The organism is Rhizobium sp. AB2/73, assembly GCF_020871915.1.
Taxonomy (GTDB): domain Bacteria; phylum Pseudomonadota; class Alphaproteobacteria; order Rhizobiales; family Rhizobiaceae; genus Rhizobium; species Rhizobium dioscoreae.
Window position 1 is genome coordinate 485,365 of the sequence record NZ_CP067071.1, and the last position, 17,248, is coordinate 502,612.

Sequence of the window (17,248 nt, forward strand, 5' to 3'; positions counted from 1 at the left end):
AGCTACTTCTCCAGCGCCGCAACAACTTCGACATGCGAGGTCCACAGGAACTGGTCGATCGGCGTCACCCGCGTAATGCGGTAGCCGCCCTCGACCAGGATAGCGAGATCGCGGGCGAGGGTCAGCGGGTTGCAGGAGACGGCGACGATCTTCTTGACCTGGGAGCGGGCCAGTTCCTTGCTCTGGAATTCCGCGCCGGCGCGCGGCGGGTCGAAGACAACGGCATCGTAGACCTTCAATTCCTGCGCCATCAAGGGCCGGCGGAAGAGATCGCGGCGTTCCACGGTTACCGGCTTCAGTCCCTGCGTGTTGCGGGCAGCATGATCCAAAGCGGCAAGCGGCTTGGCCTCACCTTCGACCGCATGCACCCGCCCGATCCGTGCCAGGCGAAGCGAGAAGGTGCCGCTGCCGGCGAAGAGATCGGCGATACGTTTTGCCTTGCCGACATGGGTTGCAACCAGTTCCGCCATGGCGTCCTCGGCCTGTTTGGTCGCCTGTGTGAAGGCACCCGGCGGCGGCGCAACCTGTACGCCGCCGAAATCGATGATCGGCTTTACCGGCTCCACCAGGATTTCGCCGTTCAGCGAGACGCGGGCGATGCCGCGAAGCGACAGCACCGTTTCGATCGTGCTGCGGCGCTGCTTGTCCGAAAGAGACTTGATGCCGTCGACGGCAAGGTCGAGGCCCGTCTGCGTCTCCAATACGGAGATGCGGAAGGCTTCGGCATTAATGGCGATTGCCGCTGCAATCGTCTTGATGGCGGGCAGCCTGGCCATGATGCCGGCCGAGGCGATGGGACATTCGTCGATGGCGACGATGTGGTGGCTTTCGGCCTGATTGAAGCCGATCAGCATATCCTTTTCAGTCTTGCGCGCGGCGAAGACGACCCTGCGGCGTTCGCCCGGATGCGCGGCGGCGATATCGTCCACTTCGGGCGTCAGGCCCTTGGAGCGCAGGGCATCGACCACGAGCTGACGCTTGAAGGCGCGATAGGGCGCATCGGCATAATGCTGCAGGGTGCAGCCGCCGCAGGCGCCGTTGACGCCATGCGGGCCGAAATGCCGACAGTGCGGCTCCTGGCGATCCGGCGAGGCGACTGAGATCGACATCAGCGTGCCCTGGCTTTTCACCCGCGCGATGGCGACGTTTTCGCCCGGCAGCGTGAAGGGCACGTAGATCGGGCCATCGGTGCCCTGCGCGATGCCGTCGCCCTGGGTGCCGAGCTTCTGGATGGTAACGGTTTCGGTGCTCATGGCTTGATCCCTGCGAGAAGAAATTCCTGGTTGCCGTCGCCGCCAGCGATCGGCGAGGCGATGAGGCCGAGGCTCTGCCAGCCCATGTCTTCGGTGAACCAGCGCTCAAGCTCGGCCGCGACCGCCGGGGCGGAGGAGGGGTCCTTCAACAGGCCAGCCTTGCCGATCGCATCGCGGCCCGCCTCGAATTGAGGCTTGACCAGCAGCGCCGCCCGCGCGCCGGGTTCGGCGAGCGCGAGCGCCGGCGCGAGAGCCAGCTTCAGCGAAATGAAGGAGACATCGGAAACGACGAAGGTGAAAGGTTCGCCGATATCTTCTGCCGTCAGGTTGCGCGCATTCAGCCCCTCGATATTGGTCACGCGTGGATCGTCCGCTATGCGCGGGTGCATCTGGTCGTGGCCGACATCGATTGCCGTGACATGGGTAGCGCCGCGCTGAAGCAGCACTTCGGTAAAGCCGCCTGTCGATGCACCGACATCGAGACAATGTTGTCCCTTCGGATCGAGGCCGAAATGGTCGAGTGCCGCCACCAGCTTCAGCGCGGCGCGAGAAACATAATCCTGCGCCGGATCGTCGATGCTGATCTTGGCATTTTCAGAAAAAAGTGCCCCCGGCTTCGTCACGATCTTGCCGTTCACGGTGACCGTGCCGCGCTGGATCGCATCGCGAGCGCGCGAGCGGCTGGCGAAGAGCGAAAGGGTGACGAGAAGCTGATCGAGGCGTTGCGGTTCGGACATGGGCTGTCCATGCCGGGCAATGCATTATGTTGCAAGCCTTTTATGCGGCAATCGGCGTTGACGGCGGACCGCAACCGGCCATAATCGCTGCAATCAACGGGCGAGGGCATCATGCGGAAGATCGGTGGCTATGTGGCGCTAATGGCGATGTTCGCCGTTCCGGCTATGGCGAACGACACGATGGCCGAGTTGAGGACGGGTGGTCTTGCCTATGTCCGCACCGGCGATATCAGCATGGCGCAGGAAAAGCTGTTCATTTCGGCGGAACAGGTCCGCGTCGATTACGTCTTCGAAAATATCTCCGACAAGGATGTCGAAAGCGTCGTCGCTTTTCCGATGCCCGATATTAAAGGCGACATAGACAGTATGGTCGATGCCGGAAATGTCGATTCCGACAATTTCCTGGGTTTCACCGTAACGCAGGATGGTAAGGCCATCACGCCGACCTTGCAGCAACGCGTATCGGTTGCCGGGGTCGACATGACGGACGAGCTGAACGCTCGCGCTGTCCCGCTGCTGCCGCTGAGCAAGGCGGCGGCAGATGCTGTCGCCAAGCTGCCAGCCGACGTGCTCGATGATTGGACGGCCCGCGGCCTGATCGCCGATGACGAATACGACGCTGACGGTCAGGGCATGAAGCATCACCCAACGCCGATGTGGACGCTGCACACCACCTATTGGTGGCGCACGAGGTTTCCGGCCAAGGCGAAGATCGCGGTCGAACATCGCTACAAGCCGAGTGTCGGCGGCACCGTGGCCATCACCTTCGCCGGCGACGAAGACTATCAGAAGCAGCAGCTGCAGGCCTATCGCGCCAAGTACTGTCTCGATGAGCCCTTCCTGAAGACGGCGACCAAGCTTGCCGCCGCAGTCGATAAGGGCGGGCGCGGCTATACCGAAAGCTGGATTTCTTATGTGCTGACGACGGGCGCCAATTGGTCCGGTCCGATCAAGCATTTCGAGTTGACGGTCGATAAGGGCAGCCCTGACAACTACATCAGTTTCTGCGGCAAGAACGTGAAAAAGACCGGTTCGACCACCTTCCAGATGACGGCGCAGGATTTCTATCCCGAACACGATCTGGATATTCTCATTCTCGCTGCCGTGCGGTGAATTAGACCAATTCCATCAGTAGCGCGGAGCAGTTTTGCCTGAGAGCAAAGGAGTGGAGCGTTTCGGTTAAGCCCTTCGAAAGGGACGCCGGTGGCGCAAAAGCCACCTTCGCAATTAAATAAATTTAAAGCCAAAGCCTCTACTGATGCCCGTGATTGCGGTGATCCGTTTCAAGATCGCCGCCTGCCATGAAGGCTTCGCGCGTCAGCGTCCCAATCATGCCCCCTCCCTGAATTCTCCGAGCATAGCTGCGTCCCTCCAAGCGCGGTCCAAAATGCTCGCCAGGACCTGCGCTCAGGAGGCGCCCGCTCATGTCCGCGAAAAAGCTCTCTTTGAATGGCAAGCTTGCCATCACATTTACGGCCTTGATCGTCATTTTCGCCTGCGTTTCCGCATTCGTCTATTCCAAGGAAGAGATTTCCTCTGGCGCTGCCATCGAGCAGGAAAGGTCGCAGCAGCTCGTCAGCCTGATCGATGATTCGCTGCAGGCCATGTTGGAACAGGCCGTCAACCTGCGCGGCTTTTTGCTTCTGCGCAGCGACAGCACCTATGGCGATATCTTCAACAATCGCGAGCGGATGCTGAAGAGCATCACCGCCGCCAAGGAGGCCGCCGCCGATTCACCGGATCTCCTGCAGGCGATCGACAACATGCAGAAGGCTGCCGATCTCTATTTCCATCAGCTCGCGGAGCCACAGGCGAAGGCGCGCAAAGAAACAGAAATGCCGCTCGATCAGATCGTCAAGATCGGTCAGAACGAAACCAAGGGCCAGCTTGACGGCTTCCGCGATGCCGCAGCCAAGATCAAGCAGGCTGCTCGAGCCAAGGCAAGCAGCCTCGCAGCCACGCAGGATGACGCCAATGGCGATCTTCGCCTGACCCTCATTTTTGGCAGTATCTTCGCCTCTCTCGCAGCCGCTGTGCTTGCCTGGCTGCTCTCGCGCATTATCGTGCGCCCGATTGTCGGTATGACGGCAGCCATGGGCCGTCTGGCAAACGGCGAGCACGACATCGAAGTCCCGGCGGTCGGCCGCGGCGACGAAATTGGCCGCATGGCGGATGCCGTCCTCGTCTTCAAGGAGGCCGGCATCGAGAAGCTGCGTCTTGCCGGCGAGACCGAGCGCATGCGTGGTGATGCTGAACGTCAGCGCCTGATGAATGACGAGCAGAAGGCGCGTGAAGAAGGCGAAATCCGTTTCGCCATGGAAGCGCTCGCCGGCGGACTCTCGGCCCTTTCGTCGGGCAATGTCGCAACCCGTCTTAACGCCAGCTTCGCGCCGCAGTTCGACAGCGTCCGCGCCGATTTCAACCATGCGGTCGAGAAGCTTGAAGCGGCCTTATGGTCCGTTGGCCAAAATGCCTCCGCCATCAATGCCGGTGCTGACGAGATCCGATCCGCCGCCGATGATCTGGCACATCGCACCGAGCAGCAGGCTGCCGCCGTTGAAGAGACAGCCGCAGCACTGGAGCAGGTCACGACCACGGTGCGCGATTCCGCCAAGCGTGCGGAAGATGTCGGCCATCTCGTCGAGCGCGCCCGCCAGGGTGCGGAACGGTCGGGCGAAGTGGTTCGCAAAGCCGTCGCGGCCATGCAGCAGATCGAAAGATCCTCGGGCGAGATCAGCAACATCATCAGCGTCATCGACGACATCGCGTTCCAGACCAATCTTCTGGCGCTGAATGCCGGCGTCGAGGCAGCACGTGCCGGGGATGCCGGCAAGGGCTTTGCCGTCGTCGCCCAGGAAGTGCGCGAGCTTGCACAGCGTTCGGCCAATGCCGCCAAGGAAATCAAGTCGCTCATCACGACATCGAGCGATCAGGTCAATACGGGTGTGTCGCTGGTCGGCGAGACTGGCAAGGCCCTTGAACTGATCGTATCCGAGGTGCAGGAAATCAACCGCCATGTCGGCGCGATCGTCACGGCGACCCGCGAGCAGTCGACCGGCTTGCAGGAGATCAACACGGCGGTCAACAACATGGACCAGGGCACCCAGAAGAATGCTGCCATGGTCGAGGAACAGACGGCGGCCAGCCATGCGCTTGCTCGCGAGGCTGCAGCACTCAATGAGCTGCTCCAGCAATTCCGACTCGGCAATGCTGCCAAGCCTGCGCCTGCCAAGCCTGCCCCTGGCAAGCCTGCACCTGCCAAGCCCGTTGCCGCGACGGTGCGTTCCAAGCCCGCAGCATCTCCGGCTCGCGCCCTGGGTCGAACCATTGCTCAGGCCTTCGCCGGAAAGACGAGTGCTACGGCTGCCGCACGGGATGATTGGGAAGAGTTCTGATCGTTCCGCGGCGGCTTGGTGGGCGCCTGCGAGGCGCTCGCGGCGAACCACCCTTATGACCCATCTGGCGGCCCGTCCCTTTGCGACGGGCCGCTTCGTTTTTTACAATTTGCATGAGGGCACAGTTTTCTGCGGCCTGTCCGACTTTGGGGCAGCGACACCGTGGCTGGACTACTCTTTTCTTGAAGAATAGGTGCCGGCCATTGCTCGCTTCGCAGCGGACCATTCTTTGGTCAAGATTTATTAAATATTTGATCGGCGGCAGGGTTGCCGTCAGCGGCGAACCTCTCTCTTTATAGAACGCATGATGACGCTGAGGGAGATCTGAATGGGACAGCTCGTCCGGGTTCCGGCCAATGAGACGCAGAGACTTTTGGCGGTACGCTCGTTGAATGCGGTTCATAGCAGTCCGACGCCGGAACTTGCGACTCTCGCCGAACTGGCAAGAGGCGTGTTCGAGACGCCCTATGCGGCAATCAACATTATCGATGAGGACTGGCAGCGCATAGCAGGCCAGGCGGGCCTGAAGATCGCCGAATGCTCGCGCGATATGTCGATCTGCACGCGGGTTGTGTTCGATGACGAACTGCTGGTCCTTCCGGATCTCATGGAAGAACCGGAATTGAAGGCGGCCCCTTTCGTGCTCGACGATCCCCATTTTCGTTTTTATGCCGGTGCGCCGGTGCGATTGGAGAACGGCCTGCCGGTGGGCGCCTTCTGCATTCTCGATCAGAAGCCAAGGCAGTTTTCCTCGAGCGAGGAGCAAAGTCTCAGGCGCTTTGCCCAGATCGCAAGCGCACTTCTGCGTCTGCAGAAAACGAACCTGCTGATGGGAATAGCCGAGAACAGTTTGCGCGCGGCGGCCATGACCGATCCGCTGACCCGTTTCTTCAATCGGTCGGCGCTGGAAGCTGTCGTGGATGGCGCGTTGAGCACGGCGATAGCGACAGGCAGCAATTTCGGCGTCCTCTATCTCGACATGGATGGCTTCAAATCGATCAATGACCGTTTCGGTCACAATGTCGGCGATGAAGTGCTGTGCGAAGCATCGGTGCGTATCCGTTCGGTCCTGCGCGCGGACGACATCGTGGTACGCATGGGGGGTGACGAGTTTGCGATATTCGTCCCGGACTCGCCTGACAAGAATGCACTCGTGTCCCTGTCAGAACGGCTGCTTGGAGCCTTCAGGGCCCCTTTCGCTGTGGATGGCGCATCGATTTTCGCAAGGCTCAGCATCGGCGCCGCGCTCGCGCCACATGATGGTGCGACGCGTATCCCGCTGTTGAAGAACGTCGATTCTGCGCTCTATCAAGCGAAGGCAGCAGGACGGGACCGCGTAGCGGTCTTCAACGCACTCGATGCCTGACGTGCTCGGACCTGATGATATCAGGCAGCCGTAGGGCCGCCTGATTTTCGCGCCTTATCCGGCTGCCTCGACGATACGGCCATGGCCGAGCGCACGGAATACGGTCTGTACGATGCCGGCGCGATCAAGGCCCGCCATGGCATTCATGGCCTCGGGCTTGGCCTGTTCCATCCAGATATCGGGCATGACCAGCGAGCGGATCTTCAGGCCGCTGTCGAGCAGGCCTTCATTGGCAAGGAACTGCATGACCTGGCTGCCGAAGCCGCCGACCGAGCCTTCCTCGATGGTGATGAGGATCTCGTGATGGGCGGCAAGCTGGCGAATGAGATCGCGGTCGAGGGGCTTGGCGAAGCGCGCATCGGCAACCGTCGTCGAAAGACCGGCGGCATCGAGATCCTCGGCGGCGGCAAGGCTGTCAGCCAAGCGCGTGCCGAAGGAGAGTAGGGCGACCTTCGTGCCTTGCTTGATGACGCGACCCTTGCCGATTTCGAGGATCTGGCCGCGTTCCGGCAGATCGACGCCGACGCCTTCACCGCGCGGATAGCGGAAGGAGATCGGACCGAGATCATAGGCAGCAGCGGTGCGCACCATGTGCTTGAGTTCCGCCTCATCAGCTGCGGCCATGACGACGAAGCCCGGCAGAGTCGCGAGGAAAGCGGTGTCGAAGGAGCCCGCATGCGTCGGGCCATCGGCACCGACGAAGCCGGCGCGGTCGATCGGGAAACGGACCGGCAGCCCTTGAATGGCCACATCATGCACCACCTGGTCATAGGCGCGCTGCAGGAAGGTGGAGTAAAGGGCGGCGAAGGGCTTGTAGCCTTCGGCGGCGAGGCCGGCGGCGAAAGTCACCGCATGCTGCTCGGCGATACCGACATCGAAACAGCGCTTGGGGAAGAACTCCTGCAGCTTGTCGAGGCCGGTGCCGTTCGGCATGGCGGCGGTGATACCGACGATTTTGTCGTCGAGGGTCGCCTCCTGCACCAAAGCGTCCGCAAAGACGCTTGTGTAGCTCGGCGCATTCGGCTTCACCTTCGTCTGAGCGCCGGTGATGACGTCGAACTTGTTGACGCCATGATATTTGTCGGCAGCCGCTTCGGCTGGGGGATAGCCCTTGCCCTTCTGCGTCACGACATGGATCAGCACCGGCCCTTGCGCATTGTCGCGCACATTGCGCAGCACGGGCAGCAGATGCTCGAAGGAATGGCCGTCGATCGGGCCGATATGGTAGAAGCCCATCTCCTCGAACATGGTGCCGCCGGTCACATAGCCCCGTGCGTGTTCGACTGCCCGCGTGATGGCGCGATCGACCTTCTTGCCGAGATAGGCTGTCAGTTTCTTCCCGAAATCTCGGAAGCCCATATAAGTGCTGCCGGAAGCAAGGCGGGCGAGATAGGCGCTCATTGCCCCCGTCGGCGGGGCGATCGACATGTCGTTATCGTTGAGGATGACGATCAGCCGCGCATCGAGCGCGCCGGCATTGTTCAGCGCCTCATAAGCCATGCCGGCTGACATGGCGCCGTCGCCGATGACGGCGATTACACGGCGGTCGGTGTTTTCGAGTTCGGCGGCAACAGCCATGCCGAGGCCGGCGGAAATGGATGTCGAGGAATGCGCGGCGCCGAAGGGATCGTATTCGCTTTCGGCCCGCCGCGTAAAACCGGAAAGGCCGCCTTCCTGGCGCAGCGTGCGGATGCGGTCGCGACGACCGGTCAGGATCTTGTGCGGATAACACTGGTGCCCGACATCGAAGATCAAACGATCGTTCGGCGTATCGAAGACGCTGTGGATGGCAATGGTCAATTCGACGACGCCGAGGCCGGCGCCGAGATGTCCGCCGGTGCGCGAAACCGCATCGATCATCTCGTCGCGGACTTCGCGGGCGAGCTGCGGCAGTTCCCGATCCTCCAGCTTTCGCAGGTCGGAGGGATATTGGACCCGGTCGAGCAGGGGCGTCTTTGGCATTTGTGTCAAGGCTGATGCCTCTTTCTTGCTATTCTTGGGCGGTCGTCCGCCTTTACGTCAAAACAGATTGCGACAAAAGACGCCGAATTCAAGGTGCTCCCGAACAAGAAACATGTGGGAGTGTTATGAACGCGTTAGCCTTCCGGCAGGGGAATGAACTCTTCTTCGTCGCCCGGCACGATATCGAAGCGGCCCGTGCGCCATTCTTCCTTGGCTTTTTCGATACGCTCCTTCGAGGACGAGACGAAATTCCACCAGATATAGCGCTTCGAATTGAGCGCTGCACCGCCAAAAAGCATGAGATGACAGCCTTTTTCGCCGGCCTCCAGCGTTATCGCGTCGCCTGGGCGGAAGACGAGAAGCTGATCCTGTTCGAAACGGTCGCCGGCGACGACGAGCGAACCGGAGAGAATATAGACTGCCCGTTCCTCATGCGCTGCCCCAAAAGGAAACGCCGTGTTCGGCTGCAGCTGAAGATCGACATAGAGAGTATCCGAAAAGGATTTCACCGGCGATTTCAGGCCCTCGAAATTACCGATCACCACGCGCCCGCCCACGCCGCCATCGGCGATGACAGGCAGCTCGTCCTTTTCCGTGTGGGCGAAGGAGGGATCGATCTCCTCCTTGTCGTTGGGCAGCGCCAGCCATGTCTGCAAGCCGGACATGGAAAATGGATGGTCGCGCAGGTTCTCCGGCGTGCGCTCGGAATGCACGATACCGCGCCCGGCCGTCATCAGGTTGATGTCGCCGGGACGGATCACTTTGGCCGTGCCGAGGCTGTCCATATGGCGGATCTCGCCGTCGAAGAGGTAGGTGACCGTGGAAAGGCCAATATGCGGATGTGGGCGCACATCGAGCGCTTGACCCGGCCGTAAAATCGCAGGTCCCATGCGGTCGAAGAAGATGAACGGTCCCACCAGCCGGCGCCGGCTGCTCGGAAGCGCGCGCCGCACGGAGAAGCCGCCGAGATCGCTGGTGCGCGGGATAATCAGATTCTCGATCGCATCGCAGGCGAAGGCGTCGCCCGCCTGCGGATCGTTTCCTGGGAAGAAGGACATGAAGGCTTTCCTTTCGGTTGGGGCTCAACCTAGCGAGAAAGGTTGGGAAACTCAAATTTCCTGTATGAGATGTGCGTGTAGGTTGTCTCGCCATTCAACTTATGCGAATGGCTCAAGGTATTCACTCGGGGCCGATACGCATGGAAAGCACGAGAAATAAAGCGTTGATCGCCGTTCTGTTGGGAACGACGTTGATGGGATGCAGCACGACGACCGATAAGTCCGCCACGGAAGTCGCAAAGCCCGCAGGTCCAGTCGCAATGGATCGCGGTGTCGCCGCATTTCGCGATATCTGCTTCGCGTTCAAGGCACCTTATACCGAAAGCTACGCCGCGGCGGCGCGATACGGTATAAAGAAGTTCGAAACCAAGCAAAATTCGAGCTGGCTGTCTGGAAAATATACCTATTCCGAAGGCTCCACGGATGATGGGTCGCTCATCGTCAGTATCAATCCAAAGGGATTGTGCACTGTTAAGGACCGTCGCCATCCCGGTATGGCCGACGACAAGACCATCGAAGATCAATTCGCAGCGGTGATCCACACGAAATACCCGCTCGCCAGCCGGCTTCGGGAAAACAGCGTCTCCTACACGACGGTTGAAAATTGGAAGACCATCAATTTTGCATTCATACTCAACTACGAGGGCTACAATATGTTTGGCTCGCCGCTGTGATCTTGCCTATTCTTCAGCCAGCCGCACGCCGCACGCCTCACGCGCCATCCAGCGCTTCCGTGCCCTGTGGCTTGCCGGCGCGATCGAGCCTGATTTTCTCGATGCGGTTTTCCGCAGCCGAAAGCAGCGCCTCGCAATGTTTCTTCAGCGCTTCGCCACGTTCGTAGATGGCGATGGATTCATCCAGCGCCACATCGCCGCGTTCGAGCCGGGCAACGATGCTTTCCAGCTCCGCCACGGCCTTCTCGAAGGAATAGCCTGATACATCTGCCTTGGCGTTCTCGCTCATCGTCAACCTTTCATCATGCGTAGAATATGCATTCCCGCCGACTCGGCGAGACCTTCCAGATCATAGCCGCCTTCGAGCAGGCTGACGACCCGGTTCTTGGCGCTGCGGTCGGCAATCTCAAGCAGTCGCCCCGTCGCCCAGTCGAAATCCTCGCCCGTCAGGTTCAGCTGCGCCAGGGGATCGCGGTGATGGGCATCGAAGCCCGCCGAGATGATGATGAGGTCGGGCCGGAAGTCGGTGAGCGCCGGCAGCACGCGGGACTTGAAGGCCTCGCGGAAATGATCGCCGCCGGTATTGGGCGACAGCGGCGCATTGACGATGGTGTTGTGCGCGCCGCGTTCGTCCTTCTTGCCCGTGCCGGGATAGAGTGGCATCTGGTGGGTGGAGCAGAAGAGCACGGACGGATCGTCCCAAAAAATGTCCTGCGTGCCATTGCCGTGGTGCACGTCCCAATCGACGATGGCGACGCGCTCGGCACCATGGGCCTTTTGCGCATGGCGGGCGGCGATTGCGGCATTGTTGAAGAAGCAGAAGCCCATGGCCTTGGTTTTCTCGGCATGGTGGCCGGGCGGCCGGGCCGCGACGAAGACATTGTCGGCCGCACCGGAGAAGACGTCGTCGACCGCCGCCATGGCGCCGCCGACGCCATGCATGATCGCCTGCAGCGTCTTCGGGCTGGCATAGGTATCCGCTTCCAGCTGGTTGATCTCGCCCTCGTCACCTCTGTCCGGCATCGAACGCAGCACGAAATCCAGATGCTCCTCGGGATGCGCAAGCAGGATCGCATCCTCATGCGCGGGCGGCGCCTTTCGCCGGTCCAGCCTCTCGAAATTCGGATGCTCCAGCGCGATATTCAGCGAGCGAAGCCGGTCGGGCCGCTCCGGGTGGCCAGGCGGAACGATGTGTTCAAGAAAGATCGGATGTTCGTAAAGACGTGTGCTCATGGGGCCAATCTATAAATGAGGTGTGACGCCTATTACAGGACATGGACAATGTCACTACAATGTCAACAATCCATCTTAACCACTTTGAAGTGGCGCCGTTTACTTATCGAGGCGCGGTGTTAAGCTTTCATTAAGGTCAGTACGGCGTTGGCCAGGGTTATTGCGTGATGGCGAGAGTAGAACGATCCGATGTCATCGAGGTAAGGGTGCCGCCGCGTGATGTCGACCGGCACGGCCAGATGTTTATCGCCTCCTACATCTCGCAGGCCGAGACCGCACTCTCCAACTTTTGGCGCACGCGGCCGCTGGTCGAGGACGAGCCTGTCTATATCGCCAAGAAGGCGTCCTGTTCGCTGCACCGCGCCTTGCACTATGATGATCTTGCCCGTTACTCGATCAGCGTCAATAAGATCGGCGGCAAGTCGATTGGTTTCGTCGTGGCGGTCGAGACTGGCAATGAACTTGCGGCGGAGGTGGAAATCCTCTGGCTCGCGGTGCGCGGCGATGAGCATGACCCGGTGCCGCTGCCGGAAGACACGCGCGACTGGCTCTATAAATATCTGGCTTAGTCTCGATTTAGCTCCGCTGCGGCAGAAGCGGGTAACCGACCATGACAGCGCGGCCGACCAGGGCAGCGACGACGGCCTTGATGACATCGCCCGGCACGAAGCCCAGGGACCCGATAAACGCCTTGCTGAAACCGATATTGATGGCGAGCCAGGCAATGCCGAACGCGTAGAGCACCACCACCCCACCGATAACAGCAGCGATGAAGAAGCCGACACCTTGAACCAGGCCGCTCTGTTCCGGCTTGACCAGTCGTTCGGAGAGATAGCCGGTGATGAAGGCAGCGAAGATCCAGCCGACGAAGAAGCCGGCTGTCGGGCCGGCAAAGACGGCAAGGCCGCCGCGGCCGCCGGAAAGGACCGGCAGGCCGATTGAAACAAGCACCACTACCAGCAGCACCGCGATCGTCCCGCGCTTGGCGCCGAGGACGACGCCGGCGAGCATGACGCCGAGCGACTGGGCGGTGATCGGAACCGGAATGATGCCGATGGGGATCGGCGGCAACAGGCCGAGCGCCACGATGATGGCGGCAAAAAGTGCCGAAAGCACGAGATCGCGGGTGTTCATGGCGGTTCCTTCCGAAAAAGATCCATGTTCATTGACGCCGAATGCCGCGTGCGTCAATCGCCGCCGCAATATTGTCCGCATCACGCAGCGTCAGGATGATGAGCGGCGCGAGCGTGGTTGCCAGGCGAACCTTGATCCCGCGCGCCTGATGCGCTTCGCGGATCGCATGGTAACGATCAAGGATCTCTGGGACGAAACGAATAACGAGGCCGATCGCAAGTCCGATATCGGCGGCCTTGAGCAAGCCGATCTTTTCGAGCGGCATGGCAAGCGCGGTGATTTCATCGATAAAGGCGGCCATCGAGGTCGTGGCTGTCACCGTGGCGGCGAACAGTGCCAGCGCCGTCAGTCTGAGCACCGTGACGATGGCGGCGTGAAGCGGGCCGACGAGCGCTGCGAAAACAGCGAGCACGGCAATCGAGATCAGGATCGGCCGCAGCCGCCTCACTGCGTCTCCGACCGGCAGACCGCTGCGAAGATAAAGAGCGGCGCCGACAAGGCTTGCGCAGGCAAGCAGCGCAATGGACTGCGTCAGGAAAAGCAATATGCCGAACGCGGTCAGCGCCAGCAGCTTCACGCGCGGCGAAAGCCGGTGCAGCCAGGTGTCGGCATCGACATGCAGCGTCTGCATCAGCCTGCCATCTCCCGGTAACGAGCGATCGCTTCCTCTGCCGGCGCGTCGGCGACGAGCCGGCCCTGGTCGAACAAAAGCACCCGCTCGAAACCTTCGAGCAGGGGCAGGTCGTGGCTGATGACGATGACGCTTTCCGGCAGCCCCATCATGGTCTTCTGCACCAGCGCCCGGTTCTTGAGGTCGAGCTGGTTCGTCGGCTCGTCCAGAATGAGGATATCCGGGCCGGTCACCAGCACCGAGCAAAGGGCAGCCATCTGCAATTCGCCCCCGGAGAGCTCGTGTGCTCGCCGCGCGCCGAGATGACCGACGCCAAAGCGGCCGAGAATACCCTCGACCGCCGCATCGATCTGCGCCTTGTCATATCCGCGCGCCTTGAGGCCGAAGGCGATGTCGTCGCGCACGATGGGCAGGATGATCTGGTTTTGCGGCGACTGGAAGATATAGCCGACCTTGCCGAGCACCTTGGCAGCGTCGCCGACGGTATCGAGCCCATCAACCACGACGCGCCCCGTTGTCGGCTTGATGAGTCCGTTGATCAGCCGCGCGAAGGTCGTCTTGCCGGAACCGTTGAGGCCGATCACCCCGATGCGGCGCTCCTGAAGCGTGAGATTCAGAGGAAACAGCGCAGTGCGCTTGCCATAATCGACGCCAGCGGTTTCGAAGCGGATGTCCAAGCGGCTTTCCTGTTCGGTCATGTGATCGCGGAGCTATAGCGCATTGCATCGAATTATCAAATCGACGCCTCTTTGAAAGCATGGGAATTTATGCCTATGATCCCGTAATGACGAATCTGCTCTCGAATCGTGACGCCCGCCGGGTGTTCCTTGCCAAGCAAGGTCTTGCCAATCCGCCCAACCGCGCCTTGACCAAGGCGGGGCTGCTGCAGCTCATCCACGACATCGGCTTCGTGCAGGTGGACAGTATCGCCACCGTCGAGCGCGCCCATCATCAGATCCTGTTTTCGCGCAACCAGACCTATCGGCGCGAGCACCTGACGGAACTCCTGGAAAAGGACGGCGCGCTCTTTGAAAACTGGACGCATGATGCCTCCATCCTGCCGAGCGCCTTCTTCGTCTATTGGAAGCATCGCTTCCGCCGCGAGGATGAGGCAATCATCGCACGCTGGCGCAAATGGCGCGGGGAGGGCTTCGAGGCGGCTTTCGAAGAAACCTACGAGCGCGTGCTGAAGAACGGCGCGATCACCGCCCGCGAGGTCAAGGCGGAGGATCATGTCTCCGGCGGCTGGTGGAACTGGCATCCCAACAAGACGGCGCTCGAATATTTCTGGCGCACCGGCAAGTTCGCCATCGCCGGCCGCACCAATTTTCAAAAGGTCTATGACCTTGTCGAACGCGTCCTGCCGGCCCATTTCCATGAGCCCGAAGTGGAGCATGACGAATTTGTCGACTGGGCCTGCCGCAGCGCGCTGCAGCGCCTGGGCTTCGCTACCTCGGGCGAAATTGCAGCCTTTTGGGATCTGGTCACGCCGCAGGAGGCCAAGAGCTGGGTCGAAACGCATCGCGATGAACTGACCGAAGTGCTGATCGAGCATGCCGCCGGCGGCAAGCCGCGCCCGTCCTTCGCCTTCCTCGACTTTCATGACACACTCGACAGCCATGCCGAAGCGCCGGCGCGCATCCGCGTGCTGAGCCCCTTCGATCCCACGCTGCGCGATCGCAACCGCACCGAACGTCTCTTCGGCTTCTTCTACCGCATCGAGATTTTCGTGCCCGAGCCGAAGCGCGAATACGGCTATTACGTCTTCCCATTGCTGGAGGGCGACCGGCTGATCGGACGGATCGATATGAAGGCCGACCGCAAGGCGGGAACGCTTGACGTCAAGCGCCTGTGGCTCGAACCGGGCGTCAAGGCATCGGCCGGCCGGCTGGAGAAGCTGGAAGCGGAGCTGGAGCGTATTGCCCGTTTCACCGGCGTCGAGAAGGTCGTGTTTCTCGACGGCTGGCGGGGATAACCGGTATTCCTTTTTCGGGGAATGCGAATTGCGTTGACGCGAGAGCGAAACTGCCTCTGACCTATCGGGACGGCGATCGCATGAACACTATCCGAATCTTCGATGGGCACAATGATGCGGTCCAGTTCATGCTGGATTACAAGCCTGACGGCCGTGATTTTTTGGCCCGGTCCGAAGCCGGACATCTCGATCTTCCGCGAGCACTCGAAGGAGGCCTGGCGGGTGGATTGTTTGCGATGTACGCCGCGCCGGAGCATGAGCCGGTAGATGATCTGACGATCACCCAAAATGGCTACGAAGTTCGCTATGCCGAAGCTTTGCATCGGGACCATGCCCGCCGGCAGATAGACGGGCAGCTTGCGGCGATCAGGAAGCTGATTGGACGCTCGGGCGATAAAATCCGCGTGGCAACGAGCGTAAGGGAGATCAAGGCGGCTGAATATGACGGCGCATTCGCCATCGTACTCCATATGGAAGGTGCCGACGCCATCGGCCCCGATCTCGCCTATCTGGATAGCCTCTACGATGCCGGCCTTCGATCCCTGGGCATCGTGTGGAGTCGCCCCAACATCTTCGGCTATGGCGTTCCGTTCGCCTATCCGAGATCGCCCGATACGGGACCTGGGCTGACGGATTTGGGAAAGAATCTGGTCATAAAATGCAATGAACTCGGGATCATGATCGACGTTTCTCATCTGAACGAGCGCGGATTTTGGGATGTCGCCGCATTGAGCACCGCTCCGCTTGTGGCCACGCACACCTGCGCACACACCATATGTCCATCGACCCGGAACCTGACCGACCGGCAATTGGACGCCATCCGCGACACCGGCGGGGTCGTTGGGTTGAATTTGGCCGTCAATGACATTCGCGCGGACGCCAATCTTGACGAGGATACCCCGCTCGATGAAGTCGTTCGCCAAATTGACTATCTGGTCAACCGCGTCGGATCGGATGGGGTGGCTCTCGGATCGGATTTCGATGGCGCCGTCATGGCTCGTGAGATCGGAGACGCAAGCGGCTTGCCGCGGCTCGTGGAGGCCATGCGCCAAAGCGGATTCGATGAACTAACCCTGCGAAAATTCGCCTATGACAATTGGCTTCGTCTATTCGATGCGACATGGCCGGATCGATCGTAAGCTTTGCCACCTCCCCCTTGTAGGGACATAACTAACAGAGGCCAATAGGCAGAAGAACACCCGAAGAGGAGAGTTCGTTGTCGTCGCTGATTCTAACAGGCCGCAATGTTAGGCTCCGCCCGCCATGTGCCGAGGACGCCGATGTGCGCTTCGCTTTAGGTACGAATGCCGAGATCGCGGAGATGTATGGCGTTAACAAGGAGGACGTCGAGCCCATCACCCGCGAGGGCGCAACGCAATGGGTTCAGGGCCTTGCCGATCACCTTCATGCCTGGGTTATCGAAATCAACGGCGTCTTTGCCGGCGTAATCCGATTGGACAACGTCAATCACCAGGACCGGCGTGCGACAATGGCAATCGGGATCTATAATCCGGCGTTGCTTGGTACAGGCTTTGGTACGGAAGCGATCACGCTTCTGCTGGATCATGCCTTCGGCGAGATGAGACTGCATCGCATCGGAATACGCGTGCTCGCCTACAACAAGCGCGCCATCCGCGCCTATGAAAAATGCGGCTTCATCGTCGAAGGGAGGGAGCGGGAGACCGCTTACGTTAATGGCCGCTGGCACGACGACATCATGATGGGCCTGCTGGATCGCGAGTTTTCATCACCTCGCCTTTGAGGGGCGGTCACGCGGAGCGCGCGGGTGGAATGACCCATGAGTGCCGAGAGACATCATCCCACCCAGAC

17 protein-coding genes are annotated in these 17,248 nt (G+C 60.7%); 8 read left to right on the forward strand and 9 right to left on the reverse strand.

Translation table 11 applies throughout. The features are described 5' to 3' along the window. Positions 1-2: 2 nt before the first annotated feature. Both I8E17_RS02435 and I8E17_RS02440 read right to left on the reverse strand, forming a co-directional pair. Positions 3-1,253 carry a class I SAM-dependent RNA methyltransferase gene (locus I8E17_RS02435; RefSeq protein WP_069613723.1) on the reverse strand — a complete coding sequence of 417 codons (1,251 nt, stop codon included), beginning with the start codon at positions 1,251-1,253 and terminating at the stop codon, positions 3-5. Next, positions 1,250-1,990: a TlyA family RNA methyltransferase gene (locus I8E17_RS02440; RefSeq protein ID WP_069613724.1), complete on the reverse strand. Its 741-nt coding sequence runs from the start codon at positions 1,988-1,990 to the stop codon at positions 1,250-1,252. Before I8E17_RS02440 ends, I8E17_RS02435 begins: the two co-directional genes overlap by 4 nt. 111 nt (positions 1,991-2,101) lie before the next feature. Between I8E17_RS02440 and I8E17_RS02445 the strand changes: the two genes are divergently transcribed. The 3 genes from I8E17_RS02445 to I8E17_RS02455 all read left to right on the forward strand — a co-directional run bounded on the left by I8E17_RS02445 (position 2,102) and on the right by I8E17_RS02455 (position 6,751). Continuing rightward, positions 2,102-3,103, forward strand: coding sequence for a DUF4424 domain-containing protein (locus tag I8E17_RS02445; protein WP_069613725.1), 1,002 nt, complete (start codon positions 2,102-2,104; stop codon positions 3,101-3,103). A gap of 311 nt (positions 3,104-3,414) precedes the next feature. Then, on the forward strand, positions 3,415-5,385 hold the full coding sequence (locus I8E17_RS02450) for a methyl-accepting chemotaxis protein (protein ID WP_069613726.1): 1,971 nt from the start codon (positions 3,415-3,417) through the stop codon (positions 5,383-5,385). A 328-nt stretch (positions 5,386-5,713) separates the two neighbouring features. Next, positions 5,714-6,751 (forward strand): sensor domain-containing diguanylate cyclase, encoded by a 1,038-nt coding sequence (locus tag I8E17_RS02455; protein ID WP_069613727.1) that lies wholly within the window; start codon positions 5,714-5,716, stop codon positions 6,749-6,751. Positions 6,752-6,805: 54 nt separating this feature from the next. On the opposite strand, the gene dxs is transcribed toward I8E17_RS02455, so the two are convergent. Together dxs and I8E17_RS02465 are read right to left on the reverse strand one after the other, a co-directional pair. Beyond that, positions 6,806-8,722: a 1-deoxy-D-xylulose-5-phosphate synthase gene (dxs, locus tag I8E17_RS02460; RefSeq protein ID WP_069613728.1), complete on the reverse strand. Its 1,917-nt coding sequence runs from the start codon at positions 8,720-8,722 to the stop codon at positions 6,806-6,808. 125 nt (positions 8,723-8,847) lie between these two features. Next, the gene (locus I8E17_RS02465) at positions 8,848-9,771 is read right to left on the reverse strand and encodes a pirin family protein (RefSeq protein ID WP_069613729.1); all 924 of its coding nucleotides are present in this window, start codon (positions 9,769-9,771) and stop codon (positions 8,848-8,850) included. Between the two features lie 140 nt (positions 9,772-9,911). Between I8E17_RS02465 and I8E17_RS02470 the strand changes: the two genes are divergently transcribed. Beyond that, complete coding sequence (locus I8E17_RS02470; protein ID WP_141720070.1) at positions 9,912-10,445, forward strand: hypothetical protein; 534 nt, start codon at positions 9,912-9,914, stop codon at positions 10,443-10,445. A 37-nt stretch (positions 10,446-10,482) separates the two neighbouring features. Here the strand turns inward: I8E17_RS02470 and I8E17_RS02475 are convergent, their stop codons facing one another. Next, positions 10,483-10,734 (reverse strand): exodeoxyribonuclease VII small subunit, encoded by a 252-nt coding sequence (locus tag I8E17_RS02475; protein ID WP_069613731.1) that lies wholly within the window; start codon positions 10,732-10,734, stop codon positions 10,483-10,485. Positions 10,735-10,736: 2 nt separating this feature from the next. Further along, positions 10,737-11,678 (reverse strand): histone deacetylase family protein, encoded by a 942-nt coding sequence (locus tag I8E17_RS02480; protein WP_069613732.1) that lies wholly within the window; start codon positions 11,676-11,678, stop codon positions 10,737-10,739. A 167-nt stretch (positions 11,679-11,845) separates the two neighbouring features. Between I8E17_RS02480 and I8E17_RS02485 the strand changes: the two genes are divergently transcribed. Next, positions 11,846-12,247: a thioesterase family protein gene (locus tag I8E17_RS02485; RefSeq protein WP_069613733.1), complete on the forward strand. Its 402-nt coding sequence runs from the start codon at positions 11,846-11,848 to the stop codon at positions 12,245-12,247. 7 nt (positions 12,248-12,254) lie between these two features. Here the strand turns inward: I8E17_RS02485 and I8E17_RS02490 are convergent, their stop codons facing one another. From I8E17_RS02490 to I8E17_RS02500, 3 genes are read right to left on the reverse strand one after another with little or no spacing between them, the layout of a single operon-like run. Then, complete coding sequence (locus I8E17_RS02490; protein ID WP_069613734.1) at positions 12,255-12,812, reverse strand: biotin transporter BioY; 558 nt, start codon at positions 12,810-12,812, stop codon at positions 12,255-12,257. Between the two features lie 28 nt (positions 12,813-12,840). Beyond that, a complete protein-coding gene (locus tag I8E17_RS02495) occupies positions 12,841-13,443 on the reverse strand; it encodes an energy-coupling factor transporter transmembrane protein EcfT (RefSeq protein WP_069613735.1) in 603 nt (200 codons plus the stop codon). Then, complete coding sequence (locus tag I8E17_RS02500; RefSeq protein WP_069613867.1) at positions 13,443-14,120, reverse strand: energy-coupling factor ABC transporter ATP-binding protein; 678 nt, start codon at positions 14,118-14,120, stop codon at positions 13,443-13,445. Before I8E17_RS02500 ends, I8E17_RS02495 begins: the two co-directional genes overlap by 1 nt. A 107-nt stretch (positions 14,121-14,227) precedes the next feature. Between I8E17_RS02500 and I8E17_RS02505 the strand changes: the two genes are divergently transcribed. From I8E17_RS02505 to I8E17_RS02515, 3 genes are all read left to right on the forward strand, one after another. Then, positions 14,228-15,418 carry a winged helix-turn-helix domain-containing protein gene (locus I8E17_RS02505; RefSeq protein ID WP_069613868.1) on the forward strand — a complete coding sequence of 397 codons (1,191 nt, stop codon included), beginning with the start codon at positions 14,228-14,230 and terminating at the stop codon, positions 15,416-15,418. 80 nt (positions 15,419-15,498) lie between these two features. Further along, a complete protein-coding gene (locus I8E17_RS02510) occupies positions 15,499-16,557 on the forward strand; it encodes a dipeptidase (RefSeq protein ID WP_113366903.1) in 1,059 nt (352 codons plus the stop codon). A gap of 77 nt (positions 16,558-16,634) precedes the next feature. Beyond that, a complete protein-coding gene (locus I8E17_RS02515; protein ID WP_069613737.1) occupies positions 16,635-17,180 on the forward strand; it encodes a GNAT family protein in 546 nt (181 codons plus the stop codon). The last annotated feature ends 68 nt before the right edge of the window (positions 17,181-17,248 follow it).